11 protein-coding genes are annotated in these 18,356 nt (G+C 46.4%); 1 reads left to right on the forward strand and 10 read right to left on the reverse strand.

All coding sequences use genetic code 11. From position 1 onward, the window contains the following. Positions 1–18 precede the first annotated feature (18 nt). The 4 genes from FXO21_RS22765 to FXO21_RS22780 all read right to left on the reverse strand — a co-directional run bounded on the left by FXO21_RS22765 (position 19) and on the right by FXO21_RS22780 (position 6,771). Positions 19–1,461, reverse strand: coding sequence for a RagB/SusD family nutrient uptake outer membrane protein (locus FXO21_RS22765; protein WP_149642240.1), 1,443 nt, complete (start codon positions 1,459–1,461; stop codon positions 19–21). Between the two features lie 36 nt (positions 1,462–1,497). Further along, positions 1,498–4,800, reverse strand: coding sequence for a SusC/RagA family TonB-linked outer membrane protein (locus FXO21_RS22770; RefSeq protein ID WP_149642241.1), 3,303 nt, complete (start codon positions 4,798–4,800; stop codon positions 1,498–1,500). Positions 4,801–5,017: 217 nt separating this feature from the next. Continuing rightward, complete coding sequence (locus FXO21_RS22775; RefSeq protein ID WP_149642242.1) at positions 5,018–6,106, reverse strand: FecR family protein; 1,089 nt, start codon at positions 6,104–6,106, stop codon at positions 5,018–5,020. A gap of 77 nt (positions 6,107–6,183) precedes the next feature. Beyond that, positions 6,184–6,771, reverse strand: a complete 588-nt coding sequence (locus tag FXO21_RS22780) for an RNA polymerase sigma factor (RefSeq protein ID WP_149642243.1) — start codon at positions 6,769–6,771, stop codon at positions 6,184–6,186. A 227-nt stretch (positions 6,772–6,998) separates the two neighbouring features. Between FXO21_RS22780 and FXO21_RS22785 the strand changes: the two genes are divergently transcribed. Then, a complete protein-coding gene (locus tag FXO21_RS22785) occupies positions 6,999–7,205 on the forward strand; it encodes a hypothetical protein (RefSeq protein ID WP_225865810.1) in 207 nt (68 codons plus the stop codon). 16 nt (positions 7,206–7,221) lie between these two features. On the opposite strand, the gene FXO21_RS22790 is transcribed toward FXO21_RS22785, so the two are convergent. From FXO21_RS22790 to FXO21_RS22815, 6 genes are all read right to left on the reverse strand, one after another. Continuing rightward, complete coding sequence (locus FXO21_RS22790; RefSeq protein ID WP_149642244.1) at positions 7,222–8,268, reverse strand: hypothetical protein; 1,047 nt, start codon at positions 8,266–8,268, stop codon at positions 7,222–7,224. Positions 8,269–8,460: 192 nt separating this feature from the next. After that, positions 8,461–9,273: a hypothetical protein gene (locus FXO21_RS22795; RefSeq protein ID WP_149642245.1), complete on the reverse strand. Its 813-nt coding sequence runs from the start codon at positions 9,271–9,273 to the stop codon at positions 8,461–8,463. Between the two features lie 54 nt (positions 9,274–9,327). After that, positions 9,328–9,690, reverse strand: a complete 363-nt coding sequence (locus FXO21_RS22800) for a hypothetical protein (RefSeq protein ID WP_149642246.1) — start codon at positions 9,688–9,690, stop codon at positions 9,328–9,330. A gap of 2 nt (positions 9,691–9,692) precedes the next feature. Further along, positions 9,693–12,905 carry a DUF6443 domain-containing protein gene (locus FXO21_RS22805; RefSeq protein WP_149642247.1) on the reverse strand — a complete coding sequence of 1,071 codons (3,213 nt, stop codon included), beginning with the start codon at positions 12,903–12,905 and terminating at the stop codon, positions 9,693–9,695. 30 nt (positions 12,906–12,935) lie between these two features. Next, positions 12,936–16,622 (reverse strand): T9SS type A sorting domain-containing protein, encoded by a 3,687-nt coding sequence (locus FXO21_RS22810; protein WP_149642248.1) that lies wholly within the window; start codon positions 16,620–16,622, stop codon positions 12,936–12,938. Positions 16,623–17,054: 432 nt separating this feature from the next. After that, positions 17,055–18,335, reverse strand: coding sequence for a sensor histidine kinase (locus FXO21_RS22815; RefSeq protein ID WP_192579303.1), 1,281 nt, complete (start codon positions 18,333–18,335; stop codon positions 17,055–17,057). Positions 18,336–18,356 lie beyond the last annotated feature (21 nt).

Raw genomic sequence — 18,356 nt, forward strand, 5'->3', positions numbered from 1 at the left:
TCTTTGAATTTATATGGATCAATAACCTGGATTCTGATCTTTTGAAGGGTCCAGTGCTTTGTTAAAATTGATTTCTGAATTGGGTATCGGCCAGAGCAAATGCTTGTCGGCGACAGTGATGTTTTTCGATTTCTGGATAACCTCTTTCAGCTTTCCTGTGCGTTTCAGATCGAGCCAGCGCTTGCCGAGGTAGTGGAATTCGTAGGCCCTTTCCTGTAAAACCAGATCCTGGAATGTCGAGGCGGTGTAGGCTGTTGCCACGTAATCATCAGGTGCGGCGGTCGCCGGGGCTAATCCATAGGCGCGGCGGCGTACCTGGTTGAGTGCATCCATTGCTGCCGGGGTAACACTATTTTCTGCCATTACCGCAGCCTCGGCGTAGATCAGCAGGGCGTCGGCATAGCTGTAAACCGGATCATCGTTACCCGCGCCATTCTGTGCAATTGCAGCTTTATCGATAAATTTGGAACTGAGCAGCGTATTGGCACCCAAACCGATATTGACTTTATTCCACAGCCCCTTGCGAATATCTTTTTCATTCCATGCCTGGTAAAAAGGATCGGTAGTTTGTCCGTAAACCACATAAGCGCCGCCGAAATTGAACAGTCCTGTGCTGGGATGGTTTGTGATCCAGAGCATATAATTGCCCTGCGCAATCTGCCGGGTATATTTAAAGAAGAAAATTTCCTCGGAAGTACTCACCAGCTCCGGCCCGAAAACGTTCGTCTGAAAGTCGGCCGTCGTTTTGACAGGTACCAGCGAGAATTTACCTGATTTGATCACTTCATCCGCCTTGTCACGCGCGCTGGCATATTGTTTCAAATTCAGGTACACATCTGCAAGCAATAGCTTGGCCGACCATTTGGAGGGTCTTCCATTCATGGCGGGTTTATCAGGCAGGTTTTGTTCAGCCTCCGTCAGATCGGCGGTAATCAATGCGTACACCTGTTCGGGCGTACTTTTGGCGAGGTCTGTTTCCAGCATATTCGCTTCCGTCCGCAACGGCACACCCGCCCAGTTTCTTACCAGCTGGAAATAGTTAAATGCACGCAGGAATTTAGCCTCGGCCACATACTTTTTGACATCAGCCTCGCTGATCGCATTGCCTTTCGGCGCATTCGCAATCACCAGGTTTGCATTGCGGATACTGAGGTAGAACGCATTCCACAAGCCGGCTACCCGGCTGATATTGGCGTCGTTAAAACCCTGATATTCATGCAATGGCGCCCAGCTGCCGCGGCCGTAGGCGTAGTCTGCCTGACATTCGAGGGTAGTTTCATAGACGGCGTAATTGTTGTCGCGGAGCGGTTTGTAAATGCCGTTAGCAGCGGCTTCCACCTCGGCGGCGGTATTGAAAAATGTTTCCACCACAATGGATTTAGGCTTTTCTTCCAGCAGGTCTTCACAGGAAGCCAGCGTAATAAGCGCAATGACAGGCAGGATATATTTTGAGATTTTCATGAGATTTCTTTTAGCAGTAAAAAAAAAGCGAATACCTTAAAAGCCTACACGAAGCCCGGCTGTGAATGATTTTGCCGTAGGGTAACTGTTGTGGTCAATTCCCTGCAACTGCACATTACCACCTCCTTTGGAATTTACCTCGGGATCCCACCAGGAGTATTTGGTAAACGTCAGCAGGTTTTGCGCACTGACATACAGCTGCACATTCCGCACGGACTTAACTCCCCATTTTTCCAGCGGCAGGTTATAGGCGAGCTGGATATTCCGCAGCCGCAGGTACGAACCGTCCTCGATAAAGCGATCAGAAACGCGCGCATTCGAATTCCGGGTGATCAGCGGGTATTTTGCATTCGGGTTTTCGGGCGTCCAGTGATTGTATAGTACTTCTTTCGGCATATTGAGGCCAAAACCGTAGTCGATCGTATTCACAATCGAGCTTACATTAAAAAGGTCATTTCCCTGCACGCCCTGGATAAACAGTGTCAGGTCGAAACCTTTGTAGGACATGTTGGAATTGATACCGTAGATGAAATCAGGGTTCGGGTTACCGATATAGGTTTTGTCATTTTGCGTAATGTTACCGTCGTTGTCAAGGTCCTGGAATTGCAGTTTTCCCTGCTCGGTATACCCGTTTTCAATATAGCCCCAAAACTGACCGACCGGCCTGCCTTCACGCAAAATGGAGGTCACGTCATTGATCACGACTACGCCGACGCTGCCCCCGAGGATATCATCATTGCCGTACAGCTTAACCACTTTGTTGCGGTTAAAAGAAATATTGGTATTCAGGTCCCATTTGAACTCACCCGTGAAAATGCGGCTATCGACACCGAATTCCAGTCCCTGGTTACGCATTTCGCCTACGTTTCTGATCGTGGAAGTATAACCGAGAGAGGAGGGCAGGGTCACACGGTTGAGGAGGTTACGGGTATTTTTTATATAAAAATCTGCTGAAAGCAGGACCCTGTTTTTCAGGATTCCCATATCAATACCAATATCTTTTTGTTCCGTCGTCTCCCATTTCAGGTTACCCGGCAAGGTCGTTTCCGGGGTGAAGGAAGGGTACATCGCATCATCGAATACGGTGCGGCCAGCTTCGAGCTGGTTCAGTGTTGCATAAGGATCAATAGCCTGGCTTCCCGTGAGTCCCCAGCTGGCCCGCAGTTTCAGGTCGGAGATATTGCTGTTATTTTTGAGGAAGTCTTCATTCGAAATCCGCCATGCAACGGCGCCGGAAGGGAAATAGCCCCATTTTTCACCCTTGCTGTACCGGGAAGACCCGTCCCTTCTGATACTGGCCGTGAACAGGTATTTATCTTTCAAAGCATAGTTAACGCGCCCCAGGTAGGAAAGGAGTACAGCTTTGGAATATCCGGAACCCGGAATGCCTGGCGTAGCGGCCGAGCCGAGGCCAGATGTTTCGGTAATATCGCTCAGAAAACCGGTACCGGCTCCCGAAAGGGAGGTAGTCAGGAAATCCTGATAAGTAAAACCCGCCACAGCCGACACGCTGTGTATTTCGTTAAAAGTCTTGTTGTAGCTGATTGTATTTTCATTCAGGAAGCTTGTCGCCTGCGTGTTGCGCACGGTCGCATTCCCATTGGAGTTTACGAATTTACGGGTAGTGTAAATGTCGGTACGGTCGTCCGCATTCTCGATCCCGCCGGAAATTTTAATAGCTATTTCCGGAATAGGGTTGTAAATGAATGCTGCATTGGAGAGGATCCTGTTGGCTTTTACCACATTCGTTTGTTCATTAATGAAATTGAGCGGGTTGATCAGGTCTGTCGCGATAAAAGGGTAGGCGGTGGCCATAACCCTGTACGATCCGTCCTCATTGTAGGGCGTCAAAGTAGGCGGGCTGGATATAGCCGCCGAGATCATCGAATTCCCACGTGATCCGCCTTCGCTGTCACGACGCGCCGTTTTCAGGCGGGACAGGGTGGTCGACATTGTGAAGGAAATCTTCTTGCTGATACTGTGTTTAAAATTGGTTCTCAGTGAATAGCGGTCATAATCGCTGCCTTTTATAATACCATCCTGTCCGAAGAAGCTCCCGGATATCGAAAACTGCGTTTTTTCATTTCCTCCGCTCACCGTTATCGAAGTGGATTTGATCGGCGCACGGCGGAAAACCTGGTCCTGCCAGTCGAAACCTTCGCCAAAATTGTTGACCTGCTCGTCGGTAAAATAGGGTGCAAGCTTATCGTTCGCAGCCTGCATATTATAGAAGCGCGCATATTCGGAAGCATTCATCAGTTCGAGCTTCTTCCGGAGCGTCTGCGAACTGTAACTTGTCTCGATATCCACCCTCGTTTTTCCCGCCTTACCCTGTTTGGTAGTGATCAAAACAACGCCGTTCGCACCTCTTGAACCATAAATAGCGGTCGCAGAAGCATCTTTTAAAATTTCCATGCTTTCAATGTCGACGCTGTTCAGGATCGTCGGGTTATTGCCCGTAGTAGGAAATCCGTCTACCACATAAAGCGGGTCGTTGCTTCCCTGAATGGAGTTGGTACCCCTGATCCGTACGCTCATGCCAGCGCCCGGGGAGCCATTGTTTTGCGTAACCTGCACACCGGCCGCCCTGCCGGAAAGCGCCTGCAATGCATTGGAAGTAGGGAAAGAGTTAATATCCTTGGATTTGACCTGGGCCACCGACCCGGTTATGTCGCTCTTTTTGACGGTACCATAACCTACTACCACGATTTCGTTTAACGAGCGGTCTTCCGGCGCAAGTGAGACCGTGATCACCGATGAACTTCTTACCGGAACCTCCTGGCTCTGGTATCCTACGAAGCTGAAAACAAGTACCGCATTCGTTGCCTCCTCGTCGGGTAAGGCGAGTTTAAAGCTCCCGTCAATATCGGTGGTAGTGCCCTTTTGGGTGCCTTTGATCACGACGCTGACCCCGGGCAGGCCACTGTTCTTTTCGTCGAGCACCTTTCCGGTCAGTTCCCGTTCGGCCCTGCTGCTCAGCTGTAATGGTGCTATTTCGGGGATCAGGCTCTGGCTGCGCTCCACTTTTGTGAGGATCACCTGCCGCCGCACAATCTTGTATTTGATGTCCAGTGGTTGCAGGATCTCATCGAGCAGATCAGCCAGTTTCGAGGCTTCGGCTTCAACGCTCAGTTTTTTTGCATCACGGATCAGCTCGGGTCGGTAGGTGAACTTTACATCGGCCAGTTTCTCAATGTTTTTCAGGATAGTGACCAGCTCCTGGTTTTTTGCCCTGATCGTAATTTTCTGATTGAGAAGATCCTGTGCATCTGCCGACCCGGCAATCGACAGTCCGGTAAAAATCACCGCCAGAACAGTCTGAATGAGCGAGATTTTCATAACAGGGTATAGGATTTTTTGGATTACAAGCTCTTTTTTCATTAGTTTTGATTAGTTCTTGTTTTGAGAAAAAGCAACAACGATCCTTTCATCCGCGAAAGCGGATGCTGTGTTCAGGAAACATGAAAGGAATTTTTGAGCCGGTAACGCTGCAATCGTTACCGGCTTTTTTGTGGGTTTAGTTTTTAATCATCCGGACTGGGTTAAGGGTTTAAGTTTAGTTGCATTTCCTGCCTGAAATCACGATCTGCGCGTCCACGACTTTGTAGCTGGCGCCTATTGCCTCGCAAATCACGTCCAGGCGTTCGAATAATGTTTCTTCGGATAATGATGTGGTGAGCCGGCAGGAAGACAATATTTCGGGATCAAAGAGAAAATCGACTCCGTAGGCACTTTCCATCGCTTCAAAAATCTCGGTGACCGGGGCATTGTTGAATGCGAATTTTTCCAGCTCTTTCTTCGCGATGACGATCTTTGGCTGTTCGATCAGCGACCGGCTGATCGTTTCATTTTCGCGCTGGAAATCTGCCTGCTGGTTCGGGATCAGGATGATACCTTTTGTTTCGGGATCAACGTCGGCTCGGTGGCGATTCGCAAAAACAGACACTCGGCCCGTTTTCACAGCCACGGTCACGCGGCTGTCGGTATCGAAGGCTTTTATCGAAAAGCTGGTACCTAGTACTTTGGTAACCAATTCATTAGCATAAACTATGAAAGGTTTTTCAGGATTTTTGGACACATCAAAAAACGCAGCGCCCGACAGATAAACGTCCCTTGTTTTTTGCGTAAAATCTTTGGAATAGCTCAGTTTACTGTTTGTAGCAAGAAAAACGCGGCTTCCGTCGGGCAATGTGACGGCCAGTGTTTTTGCTCCGGTATTGGTCACTTCCTTCAAAGGATTCTCAGCGGTACGGACCAGCTTTTCATACCCCAGTGCTTTTTCAGAAACAGCCGAATCGTAAATCGCCCAGCCCAGACCGAGCATCAGTATCACCGACGCGGCTGTAAGCCAGAGGCTGCGGGGCATTGGTTGCTGCCTTCCAGCCGGCCGGTGTGTGGCTATTTTAGTATCGATTTGCTGCCATATTTCCCTGACGTCACTTTTGTCAACAGGTGAAGATGCGGCTTCGGAAAGCTGCCGGGTGATTTGCTTCGCTTGTCGAATGGTCTGTTTCTGAGCCGGGTAGGCAGCAATTATGCCAGCCCAGAATGCATCTGCCTCGCGGTCAGGGCTATTTACCCAATCGATGAATTTTTCGTCGGCGAGGTAATCTTCGACAGAATAGGTTTTGTATTTCTCAATCATAACGATGCATTTCTGACCCCTAAATCGGGGCGATATGAGTTTGTACTCATTTTTTATAATAAAAATTAAATAAATTTTTATTGAAGCATCAAAAGAAGGAATATGACCCAGCCCGTAACCTGGAAAAACCGGCGTAACTCGCTCAGGGAACGATGCAGCAGGTTACGGACCGACTGGTTGCTGATCTGCATCAGGTCGGAGATCTCTTCCAGACTGAAATTCTGGTTAAAACGAAGCTGTATCACTTCCTGCTGTCGTTTCGGAAGCTTACCGATCGCGTCGCGCAAGTGTTTGATCTGCTCTTCGTGCGTTTCCGTTTCCATGATCGACTGCTCGAAGGGAAAATCCACCAACAGATTTTCGAGTGGAGGGTCGTAGGTAGCGGTCGGCTTTTCGTGCTGGGTTTCGATATTCCGGACGATCCGGTTCCGTAGTGCGCGGAAGAGGTAGAATTTGACGGAGTTTGTGGCGGACAGATTTTCGCGTTGCAGCCAGAGATGTAGAAAAACGTCCTGAATGCTGTCCTTGATCAGCTGACGGTTGGAGGTAACGCGATAGCCGTAACTCAGCAGATCTTCGATATATGCGTTATAGATTTTGGCAAAAGCATCCCTGTCACCCGATTTGAAGCTGTTCCATAACTGATCTCCGTTGCTTGCTTTCACTGTATGCCAATCGTTTTAAAGGAGCGTTCGCAAATTAACCATAAATGTTATTAAAATATTTATCTGCTAAAAATGTAGCAAAAAGGTAATCCGGGGCCATGCGGGCCCAGAACCCAACGTTTTGCAAACCGGTACGGTTATTTAAGCTATTGGTTGGCCCCCTCAACTGCCCGCAGGCAAAGGAATGGAAGGCGCCGACTTCTCGGGATAAGGTTCTGAAATTTAAAATGAAGCAAATACTGACATACATGAAAACGGTGAAGTTTAAAGCTAAGGAAGACGATCAGGAAATACTCATTTCAGCCGACGAAATCGCTGAAATTATACCCGACGCAGACATGCGTTTCACCCTCGTCATCCTCAAAAATGACGACAAGCATTTCATCTGCGGCACCGAAGCCGAAATACGTGAGCGACTGGGATTAGGTGGGTGAACGGTTAATAGGAAATTTAGCGTTTGAAGTTTAGATTGGGCAGGTAGTGGAGGCTGATTCTTGGTGGTGTCCAAAACCTTGTTTCCATGATTATCGAAGCAAGATTTGCAAAATGCCCTATTTCTAAATTGATGTGCCGGTTAAGACTGAGTCCCGCCTGAAACCCGAGAAAATCAAGCCGGTATCCGCTGCTAATTCCACTGTAATGAACTCCTAGATAAGGACGTAAGGAACGCTTTCCAAAATAGCTTCCGACAGACACTTCAATCGTTTTTAATTCGACTACCTTTTCAAATGCCCGGTTATAACCGATCCGGGTGTCGGGTGTAATGAATAGATTTGCTTTGAGATATCTGTTATGGAATTTTCCAGGGAAATTGATACGCGCCCCGATGCCATAAGTGAACTTTGTTTTCAGAACGACAGGTTTTTCATTCCAGCTCTCAACACCCAGATTAATATCCAGATCAAAAGTGAAAGTCTCTTTTTCTGACTCGTATATTTTTCCATGATCCGGGAATGAACTGTTAAAATTTTTAATATACCGTTTCAAATGTTTCTCCTGATACGGGGGTACTGAATCTCTGAATTGCGTTGAGGTAGCTGTAATTTCTTTCAGTTGGTCTCTGTATTTGTCAATGGAAAGCAAATGAGTTCTCGTATCGACAGTTTTGTAATATGGATAGTAATAGAGTTCAGTGAATATGTCATTTCTTTCTAAAAAGTAATGCGGGATCTCTAAATGATTCTGATATACATAAAGTGAAGCATTCTTGCCGGAAACTAACTGTTTTAAAAATACCTGTGCAGAATCGACAGCTACCAGGGAAGGAGTTGTCCGATATTCCGCCGTCAATGGAATATCCAGAACACCAATTTTTCTGCTTTTGTATACTGACCTATTGAAATCAACTCCGAATTCTTTAACCAGTGTTGATGAATACGATTGTGATAATGCCTTTTCTTCTTTAAAACTAATTTTATCCGGGCTACGGACCCAATCTTCATACTCAATTAGTCCACGCAATGTATCATTGTTATTAGTGATTATATATCCCTTCATGAATTTAGTTTGCGCATGCAGATTTGAAACAAAAATCAAAAGAAATAGAATTGGCAGGATAGTTATTTTGTGAAGTGTATAGGCGCAATTTGTCTGCGGGAAGATAGGAATGTTTTTCATTAGTGTGCAAAATTAAAATGATAGAGAATGGTTTGTTTTGATCAGTTTATAGGTCGATAGATTGCCTTTCAATTATTCACAGGACCACTTTATTTCAGCGAACCCCATGCCGTCATCTATCAGCATGTCGCCATCATAAATGATTTTAAAAGCCATTTCGGTGGCATGTTTTCCGGAAACTTCACGACGAGTGGCCACCACATTATTTTTTGAAAACATATACGGTATAGATTGATCGATCAAAAAGTGTATTTGTTTCAATTGTTTCAAGAAGTTGGCCTTATTGTCATACCTGTGATAACTAGTAGCAACAGGCGCGAACCTTCCATCAGCTTCCTGCATATAAGTCTCTTGTTTAGTGAGGTTATCGTCACTGTCGAATAAGAATTTATCGAGGCGTATAGGCTCGAAAATGTATTCCCTTCCCGTTGAATCGACCCGGGACTTGACGACTTGCATTGAATCGGGACGATCGCTTTTGTTGTAGTAAAAATTACAAGTCAGAATGCGTTTCTCGCTGGGGCCGCTATTGATATCATACTGTCGGTCATAGTATTTGAGTATTCGCAAACGATTTCCATCACACGTATAGTCAGCTATAATTGTATCCCCGATAATGTGTTTGCCAAGACTAACAACTTTGGTTAGATGCCCTTGATTATCGTGATCATATCGAATTTCAGCATTGCCGGGGCTAAAATAGTTTCCACTAATTAGTGTTTTGTCATTGTCGTATATCATGTATATCGGAATACCATTGGACTGATAAGAAATAAGCCTGCATTTATCATTATCTCTGCCGTGATCTGCATCCATATTGCATCCTAAAATGATGAGCGTAATAATAAATACAATAGGCGTGTAATGTGATAATTTATTTTTCATGTGTGATTATTTGTTTAAATGTTTCTTTTATTCTTTGAAATTGAATTCTTGATACTATTCATAAACCTTTCCATCGCATTCAAATGGAAATACTAATACAGTGTCTTTCTTGTGAATGTAAAATTTGAGTTCACCTTTATGTTTGATGACAGTATCGCCCACTGCAATTTGGAGTATGAAACTTTGTGCCCAGGTATAATTTTGTCTGCGGAAGATGCGATTTTCCTTGCTGGCAGGATCAAATCCATCAATCCTTAATTTGTACGCACTGTAAGGTTTTTTCTTGACAACTAAATTAAGATGATCTGCCTTGTACTCATCTGCAACTTCCTGACAAGAGGCTTCCTTAAATTGATAGCATGAGGAAACTGCAAGAGTTATTACCGACTGAATTAAAATTAAGACTATGGTTTTCATATCTAACGTTGAATAAAGTTAATGGGATAGGAAATTGTAGTACTGAACGTTCTTTTATATCCAAATGACAACCCAGTACCGAAACCGTAAGTTTTATAGCCTGTTGGGTCTCTTTTCGAAGCACTGTTCTGGTAGGATGTTTGAGACTCACTTAGAGTAAATCCCAAGCCATATGAATTGCCTATATCCACACCATTTACGAAGTCTAAATTAGTATGCGTCATTTTGGTATCTGCCCTTTTACTCATTGTAATTTGCAATGAAAAGTCAATTCCGGGAGGAGATGCCCCAAGTCCAATTCCGGCAGAAACAAACGGTGCGATCCCTCGGCTATCCATTGCTACTCCGGCACTAAAACCGGCTTCGCCAAAAATACCGCTTGCGGAAGCGTTAACCTGAATACCATATGCGTCGGGAAGCCATGGGCTGAATTTCCCATATTCTTGAAAATACATTTCATCGTGCTGCTTTTGATACCCCGGTCTAACTACCCTTACTTCGCCCAAATTAATATCGTCCTGCTTTGTGTTAAACTTTTTCCAATTATCTGCCAGATCATTGACATTAAAAGTGGTGTCTCCGGAAGGGTCGATATTCAAAAGAGGATTGTTCAATCCATAACTGTACGGAGACATATCTGAGAACATATTTGATGCTCCATCCACAGTATTCATCCTTCCAATCTCAGGCATATACATCCTAGCCCCATAATCCAGATACCCACTTCCAACTTGCAATTCCTTCCCATTGTATAGTTGTCGATTATTACTGTTTCTCGTAGCCTGTGTAATTCCCGCCGGATCACCACTAACGGAAAGCCCAAACGGATAATAGTCCGTCTGTTGCTTAATTGCCCCCAAAGCGTCAAAAACAACGCGGACATTCCCTAAATGATCTTTCAGATAATACTCAAATCTCGCTGTACCATTCTTTAATCTGGCTTGTCCTTCGGCCAGGGATACCCGGTATAAAATGTTGCTGGCGCCGACTTGTCTGTATTCAAACGGCCCTTCGTATTTCAATACCAGCGTATCGGAAACATATTTATGCTTGCCACCTGCCGCATCATAATCATAAACCTGGGTCTTGCCGTTCATGGTGACGGTTTTTGGTAAATTGAGATAGTTGTAGGTAATGGTCGCACTCCGGTTCCCATCGCTCGTCATATTACCATTGTCGTCATAAGCGTAACTGCTCGCCCCATTTTTAACGCCCAGATTGCTGCCGCTTCCATCGGTTAAAGAAGTTAAGCGGTTGTCATTGGCCGAGTAAGCATAAGTAAGGTTGTCGACCGCAGCCCCCGCCCGGGCAAGGGTTTTCAAATTGCCATTTTTATCATAGGTAATCCCCGATTCGGTATTTAAATAACCATTCAATCCGGTTGAACCGGTAAGACGGTTTGCTCCATCGTAGCTGAATGAAAGCCCTTTGGTGAATGCCGCATCATCTTTCTTCATCCATTGCATCTGACTAATGTTTCCATTCGTGTAATTGTTACCATTCGCATAGGCCAGCCCGAAACCAAAAAATGCTTTGTCTGGACTGACTTCGTCTTTTTTGTAGACCGTTTTACCGTCCGTCAGCCAACCACGGATGTTATAGGTGTAGTCGGTACGCAACCTGTATTTGTTGTCTTTCACCTTATAGAACCATTTGCTTTGCAAGCTGCCCAAAGCATTATATCGGTATGATGCTGTGAAAGCATCATTCACATCAAGGTGACTTGCAACCTGTTCAAACACAGATAAAAGACGGTCGGCATGGTCGTAAACAAATGTGCGGGTTAGTCCATACCCTTCACTTCCCGAATGCCAGTGAACGGTTTCTTCTGTTTCCAAAACAGGAGCAATATCATACTTGTAAGTGTTATATCGCCGCTCATACCGCCCGGCACCGAGGTCGTAAAGGTCACGGGTGGATTGGATAGGGCGGTATTCGGCGTCATAATAAACGACATTTGTGAGAAAGCCGCCTTGCGCGGCATTTCCGGGAAGCATGCGGACACGCCCACCGGTCACCTGGCCTTTGACATTTTGGTTAAAAGAAGGAATAAATAAATTGTGGTAGGCAAAATGGGCAGCTTTTGAAAATGCGTAATCGTCATAGAATGTGATGGTCAGGATATTGCTCTCCAAGGCGTTTTTAGGTGCAGTATTGCTCAGCGTGTACCCGGCGATCGCGGCATTGTTGCGGTCTTCATGATGCTGGGTGAGCGCGTCCACCGTGACAGCCCACTCGGTCCTGAGCGCAGGAGAAACGATCTCTCCGGTTATCACGGGACGGTCGAGCGCGTCGAATTTTGTAAATGCCCAGACACCGCGTTTCGCCTGGTTGGCGTCCCTTGATAAAGCCAGCCTGTCATATTGATCATAAACATATTCAGTTTTCCCAGCCCCCGGCACATTTTTACCGATCATCCGCCCGCGGTCGTCGTAATCATAAGTAAATGCATTTCCTGTAATGGATGGGTTATCCTGGTAATTTGGCTGCAACACGGCCCTCAACAAGCCAGAATCATCGTAGATGTAATAGGTTGAAAGCGTGGCCTGCGCTGAGGCAATGACCTGCCGGCACACCATCTGGCCGAGCATATCGGTGTATTCATTGGTAACGTTTCCTTGCTCATCTGTGAATTGTTTGCGTAAAAGTGTACCGGCAGCAAAATTACCGATGAACGCGATCGAGTTGGAGGCGGGATTGTAGTCGTAACGTTTTACTTCCGACGCTGTGTTGACCTTGTGTTTGACGGTCGAAGCGACGCTCTTGTTACCTGGGGCACGCTGACTTGAAAACCGGCTTAAAGGCGAAAGCTCGAAGGCTGTTTCTTCATAAGGCCTGCCGAGGTCAGCCGCCTGAATGCCGGCACTGTTAGCCGTGTACCAGCCAGCCGCCGCAGAGAAGGCATTGGATTGATACGCACCATTTCCAGCGGAAACATATGGAAGGTACTTTTTAATCATCCGCCCGGCCGCATCATATTCGACTGGCTCGATGAAGTCCTGTCCGGAAGGGCTTTGGCCGACCGTTACCGTTTGAACTGGTCGCCCCAGGCCATCGAAGTACTGGACCTGCGTCAGGACTTTGCTGATGTCGTCCGGATTTGCGCCCAACTGTTTGTAGGTTTTTTTGATGATGTAATTGCGTGAATTGGTTTGCTGGGCAGATACAGAAAGGTAGAGCGTGCATAAAACGATGGAAATGAAGAATTTTTTCATTGGTTTGGAGCATTAGTGTGTATTTAAAATTTACTGCTTTACGATCCGGTGACTGCTCACGGTGCCGTCCGTGTAGGAGATTTGCAGCAGGTAAAGCCCGGAAGCCAGATTTTGAATGTCAATGGCAGGCTTCCATTTTGTTTGTAAAACCTGTTTCCCGTTTAAATCATGGACAGCTACTCCGGTTATTTTCTCCGGTTCATCCGTGCTAATGTTTAAAATGTTGCTCACCGTGAGTGGGTTTGGGTAGAGCTTCACTTTACTATCACCGTCGAAAGACAGGCTTTGAATTCGGCTGAACGCAAATGTGCTATCCTGATCGACCATTTTGAGTCGGTAGAGATTTTCACCGGTTAGCGGGTTGTAGTCAACAAAGGAATAAGTCTCTTCCGTCAGGCTTTCTTGATGGGAAGGCACATGGCCTATTGATTGCCATTGTTTTCCGTCGGCGCTGCGCTGGATATCGAAATGATCGCTGTTGGTTTCAGTGGAAGTTGTCCAGGACAGGTATGCCTGGTTTTCCCTGCCGACGGCAAGAAATTCAATCAATGTTACCGGAAGAGCGGATTCGGCAATCAAAACCAGCGGTGGCGCAGCAACTGCGCCGGTCGGTGAAAGGGATGCACAGTCCACTACCTGACCGGCATAGTTGTAACAATAGGATACCCTCACTGGACCTGCGGCATTGGCGGACCGCTCGTTTTTCAGCCGGTTAAAATTGTCGTACTCATAAAAGATTGCTTTCCCGTTCGCATCCTGGATGGTCTCAACACCGATTGCCGGCTTGTAATTGAATATGGAAGATTGGCTGACGGGGATACCATCGGCAACGGTACTTTTCTTGAGCATATCCACTTTTCCTGCGTCTGCGGGCCCGTAGTATTCCAGCTTGTTCACAGGCCCGTTTTGTTTTTTATAGGTCAGCAGATTACCCCGGGCATCATAGGAAAGGAATTCGATATCCGTATTGAAAAATGCGGCATTTGCCAGTTTGGTCATGACTTTCTGCGGCTGGTAAGCGCCGGAGAAGAGATCGTATACAATGGAAGTGGTTTTGATAGGGTTCGGCGCAGCTTCGGTACCGGTGTAATTGAAAATCTCCCGCACAGGACCGACGATGTTTTTTGCAACCATAGCAGTACTGATTGCATCGGCCAAATTCGGTGCGTACTTGTACCAGGTTTTGATTGTTCGGCTTTTACTGTCGCTTTGACCAGCAATGTACAATTGGCCGTTAGGCCAGTAAGTTAAACTTCTGACGGAAGCTGCCAGTGCCGCCGGATTGTCCTGATCGTAATGATATGTGGCTATCTCAGTGGGCAGAAACTTTCTGCAATCGATGATATAGGCAGTTCCTTCGTAAACAATATTTGCAGTGTTGCAAAGTGGCGTATACTGCGTTTTGACTGATCTGGCCGTGTACTCGTTGATAGATCCGACCAAATTATAAAGGTGTGTTATTTTCGAGCCAATGTTCCCATTTTGAAAAAAGTGCTCTTCCGAAAGTGGCTTCCCGCGGGTGAAAGCTTTATTGTTGTACGGCTGGTAGGGAGTCGTGCTCGGCTGCAAGAAGCCTGAGGGGGCCTCGTCACGGTATCCATTATCAAAATTGGAGAATTTATGGACAATCCAGCCCTCCGTAGAAGATCGCTCGACCACTTGCGAGTACCCTATATGCGAACCCATTGAATTTTCCGAAGCGGGCAGGACCGATTGGGTAGAAAATATGTCTTCTTCAACCGTGATATTAGTATCACCGGGAAGAGGTTTGTAATCGGGCCAGTAATACTGGGCTTTTCCGCCAAGTACGCCGCTGGACAAAGCCGCAGCTGATGTATCGGGATTCGTCGCGTTGAAAGTGGCCAGATAGAAATATTTTTTGATGACGGTCGGGATTGCTAACCCAGGATCAAACGAATGCACTTCCTTGATGCGGAGACCACCTGCTATTTGGTTGGCACCGAAAGGATCCTCGCCTTCCCACCGCTTCAATTTTACTTCCTTTGCGTATTTGTGCGGTTCGAACCGAAACTTGGTTATACCACCGGTTGGATATTTGATTTGTGTCAATGATCCAACGCGCAGATGCCCTTCAAGCTGGGCTGGGCTGCGATGGGTGGTGCCGTAGCTAGCAAAATTGGTAAAATCGCTTGCCACATTGATCAGCTTCCCGTTATTGTAACCCCAATGGTCTGTATGCGACTTACCATATCCGGGCAGTGTGAAGCCATTCGAAAAATATGCAAATTCATAAGGCGGCAGCTTCGAGGCATTATAGCCACTTTTTTCCTGCACTTTCAGTAGCATTAATCTTTCGGTTGCTACATTATTATAAATAAACTCAAACTCCTTGATGGTGCTGCCGGAGCCATTTTGGATCTGTATTTTATCAAGTTTACGCCACTTCAATTTGGCCAGCAGCTGTGCCAGTGTAGGATTTCCACAGCCATTCGGATAGTTAGCCGGGTAACAATCATAGAGAAATGTCAAAAAATCGAGTTTGGAATATCCGTCGAGGATTTTCTTGCTTTCATAGGTAGTAAAAATGTCGTTGGTGTACCGAAGTTCTGTGCTCTCAGTGGAAAGGAATTTAACCTTGAAATTGTCGGCAGAAATTTCCTTTAAATAAATGGGTGAAATAAGTTTTCCCGTGTATGGGCCATATTGGTTGATGAGAGATGACCAGTTTTCACAACCAAACTTGTTGCCTCCGTTGATACCTGACGTTTTGTTATAGACCGAAAAGTACATCTGGTTTACAAAGTCCCCGCGTTCATATATGAAATTGATCACTTGCCCAGTGTGCCTGACAATCGATTTTAAGTACCAGGCATTGCACACCCAGGTATCTTTTCCCTGATCAAAAAAGTCGATACTATACTCCATACACGTCATATCACTGCCGCCAAAAATGTACTGGGTGCCATATTCATCGGTAACCTTAAACCCCTGGAAATGCTCCATGTATCTGCCTAGATTATTGTTAGCCCAGACATTGCCATCTTTAATACCAGTGGGTGCGGTAAAAGGTGTATATAGGTGAATATTTGGTGTTACGATCACTTCCACGACAACAGGTCTGTCGCATTGGATTTTCCAGTTTCCATCACTTCCACGATAAAATTTTCCGGAAAGCCCAGGGGCATTAAAAGCATACTCATCCGGTTCCGTGTCGAGGAACCAGTTTTGCGGTTTAAGCATAGACGCCACTTTCTGAATTTCAGAAGGAAGTGCCCAGGTATTCCCATTAATATAGGAGCCGACATTCATAAAACCGGGCTGATCTTCTATTCCCAAAATTGGGATAAATTCATCATAACCATCCTTGACAATTCTCGTAACCGAATAGTGGGTTGAAAGCCCGAAGTTGAGGCCCGTCCACCCGGGATGGACGTCAGGCCTGACGCCGGCTGCATCATATTGCAGGGAGATGGGGATTTGGATATTTCCGTCGCTCACCGCATGCAAGTCAATGGAAATATTGGCTTTGCCCGTATAGGGCGAAACTGCGATTTCGCCGTAAGATCCTAATGTTGCCGCGTTGGGGCTCTGAACTGTCTTGGGAGGTTGCGGAATGTGTTCCTGGGCAGATAGCGAAAACATCGGCTTGCCAATATATTTGACGCTGTCGTCGGGTATTTTAATTTGTGCTGAACTGCTGGTTGTGTAACAAACGATTGAAAAGACAATAAATGCTGAAAGGATTTTCATTTTCATGGAAGGTATTGTTAAGACATAGTGATAGCTGCCAGCATGAAAATGCCGGAGGTGTATAATCAGGAAAATAGGAGATGTCAGCCCGAACGCGTGTAGGATGGGTAAAGCCTGGGCAGTAGACGGTAGATTTTGTAAAGTTCTTTTTTCATAGCATTATAGTTTACAACCAGGCACCATGCCTGGCTGAGGCAAAACAGGCGATGCAAAACGCCGATCCCAACGGTAATTCTGAAACCGTTAGAAAAGCTATGAAGAACGTAGTAGTTTGAGTAAGTCCGTTTGACCGGACGATGGCTGCCAAATCCGGCAAACCTAAAAGGTAATTATGCAGATACAGCTCATTGACGAGCTAAGTGGCGGCAAGTTATTACAATATTTATTATTCGCAAATTCCAATAGTAATTTGACTTTTTGCAAGCGGCAATGCAGCCCTCACTGCACCTGCTTGTTCTGCTCCTGATTGATCTGGAAGCGAATCCTGACAAGGGTGCCGAATCCCGGGTTGCTTTCAATGTCCATACTGGCCTTCATTAGCTCGCAGATCTTTTTTACAATAAAAAGCCCGAGGCCCTCGCTTTCTTTCATGTCGATTTTCTCGTTCTCGCTGGTCATTGTCGGAGCCGGTTTCTCGGGTATCTGCTGATAAATAGCGGTCGAATGGGCAGAGGGTTTCAGCTGCTCGGCCAGTAGTCCCGCCGGTGAATTTTCTGCAAATCCCTCGCCCGTGTCCTGTACGCTCAGGACCCAGCGCGAATCGTTTTCCTTCGTCCAGGTGATGTTAATTCTACCTTGTTTTGTGTATTTAACAGCATTATATAGCAGATTCTGAAGTACACGCTGTATTTGTACCCGGTCGCTTTCAATCATAAACGGCGCTGGTCCCTCTGCATTCAGATCCAGTTTTTTAGCATTTGCAGTTGGCCGGATAAGTTCTGCAGTTTCTCCGATCAATGCAGCTACATCGAATTTTTTGATAATAAGGGTCTCTTGTCCCGCCTCGATCCTTGCATAATCGGTTAACTGCAGAAGCATATCCCGGATCGAAGTCAGGTTCCTGTTTAGCATTCCGATCAGCTCCGTCCTTTCCAGGTCGGTTACGTTCAGCTGCCATAGCTGGGATGACATGAGCAGTACGCTGAAGCTGGATCGCAGGTCGTGCGAACTATGTCTCAGATGCTCGTTTCTGACTTTTGCCAGTTCCTGAAGCTGATCCAATGCATTTTGCAGCCGGGCCGCCTGCTCGGCTGCGGTGGTTTGCCGGAGTTCGTTATAGTAGACGATACTACCCCGGCACGACTCGGAATAGATCCGGTGAATTTCCCGGTATATTTTGGCGAGTGCCGCGGGGCTTAAATCGGTTTGGGTTTGCTGAAAAGCATCTATTTCCTCATGCAGGATTGCGAACAGGTGTTCCAGCTCCACAATCAGGTCGGGAAGTTCGTAACCCGATTGCCACCTGTGCAGCCCGTGTTCATTGGCCGTCATGATGGGGTCGTACCTGGGCTTTTCGCCGTTCAGTCTTTGGGTCAAAATATCGAGCAGTACGGGAACCTGGTCATTGAATTCTTCTCTCGTAAAACTGCTTTTGCTGGTCAACTGCCCGTCCTGGGCGCACCGCTGACGCCAGTTATTGAGCAATGTTTCCCGCCGGCTCATCAGATAGTCGCTGAAAGCTGTCACTTGTTTTTTGTCAATATTCTTTTTTGCAGCCATTTGTTGAAGGTGAATATACCA

The organism is Dyadobacter sp. UC 10, from assembly GCF_008369915.1.
Lineage (GTDB): Bacteria > Bacteroidota > Bacteroidia > Cytophagales > Spirosomataceae > Dyadobacter.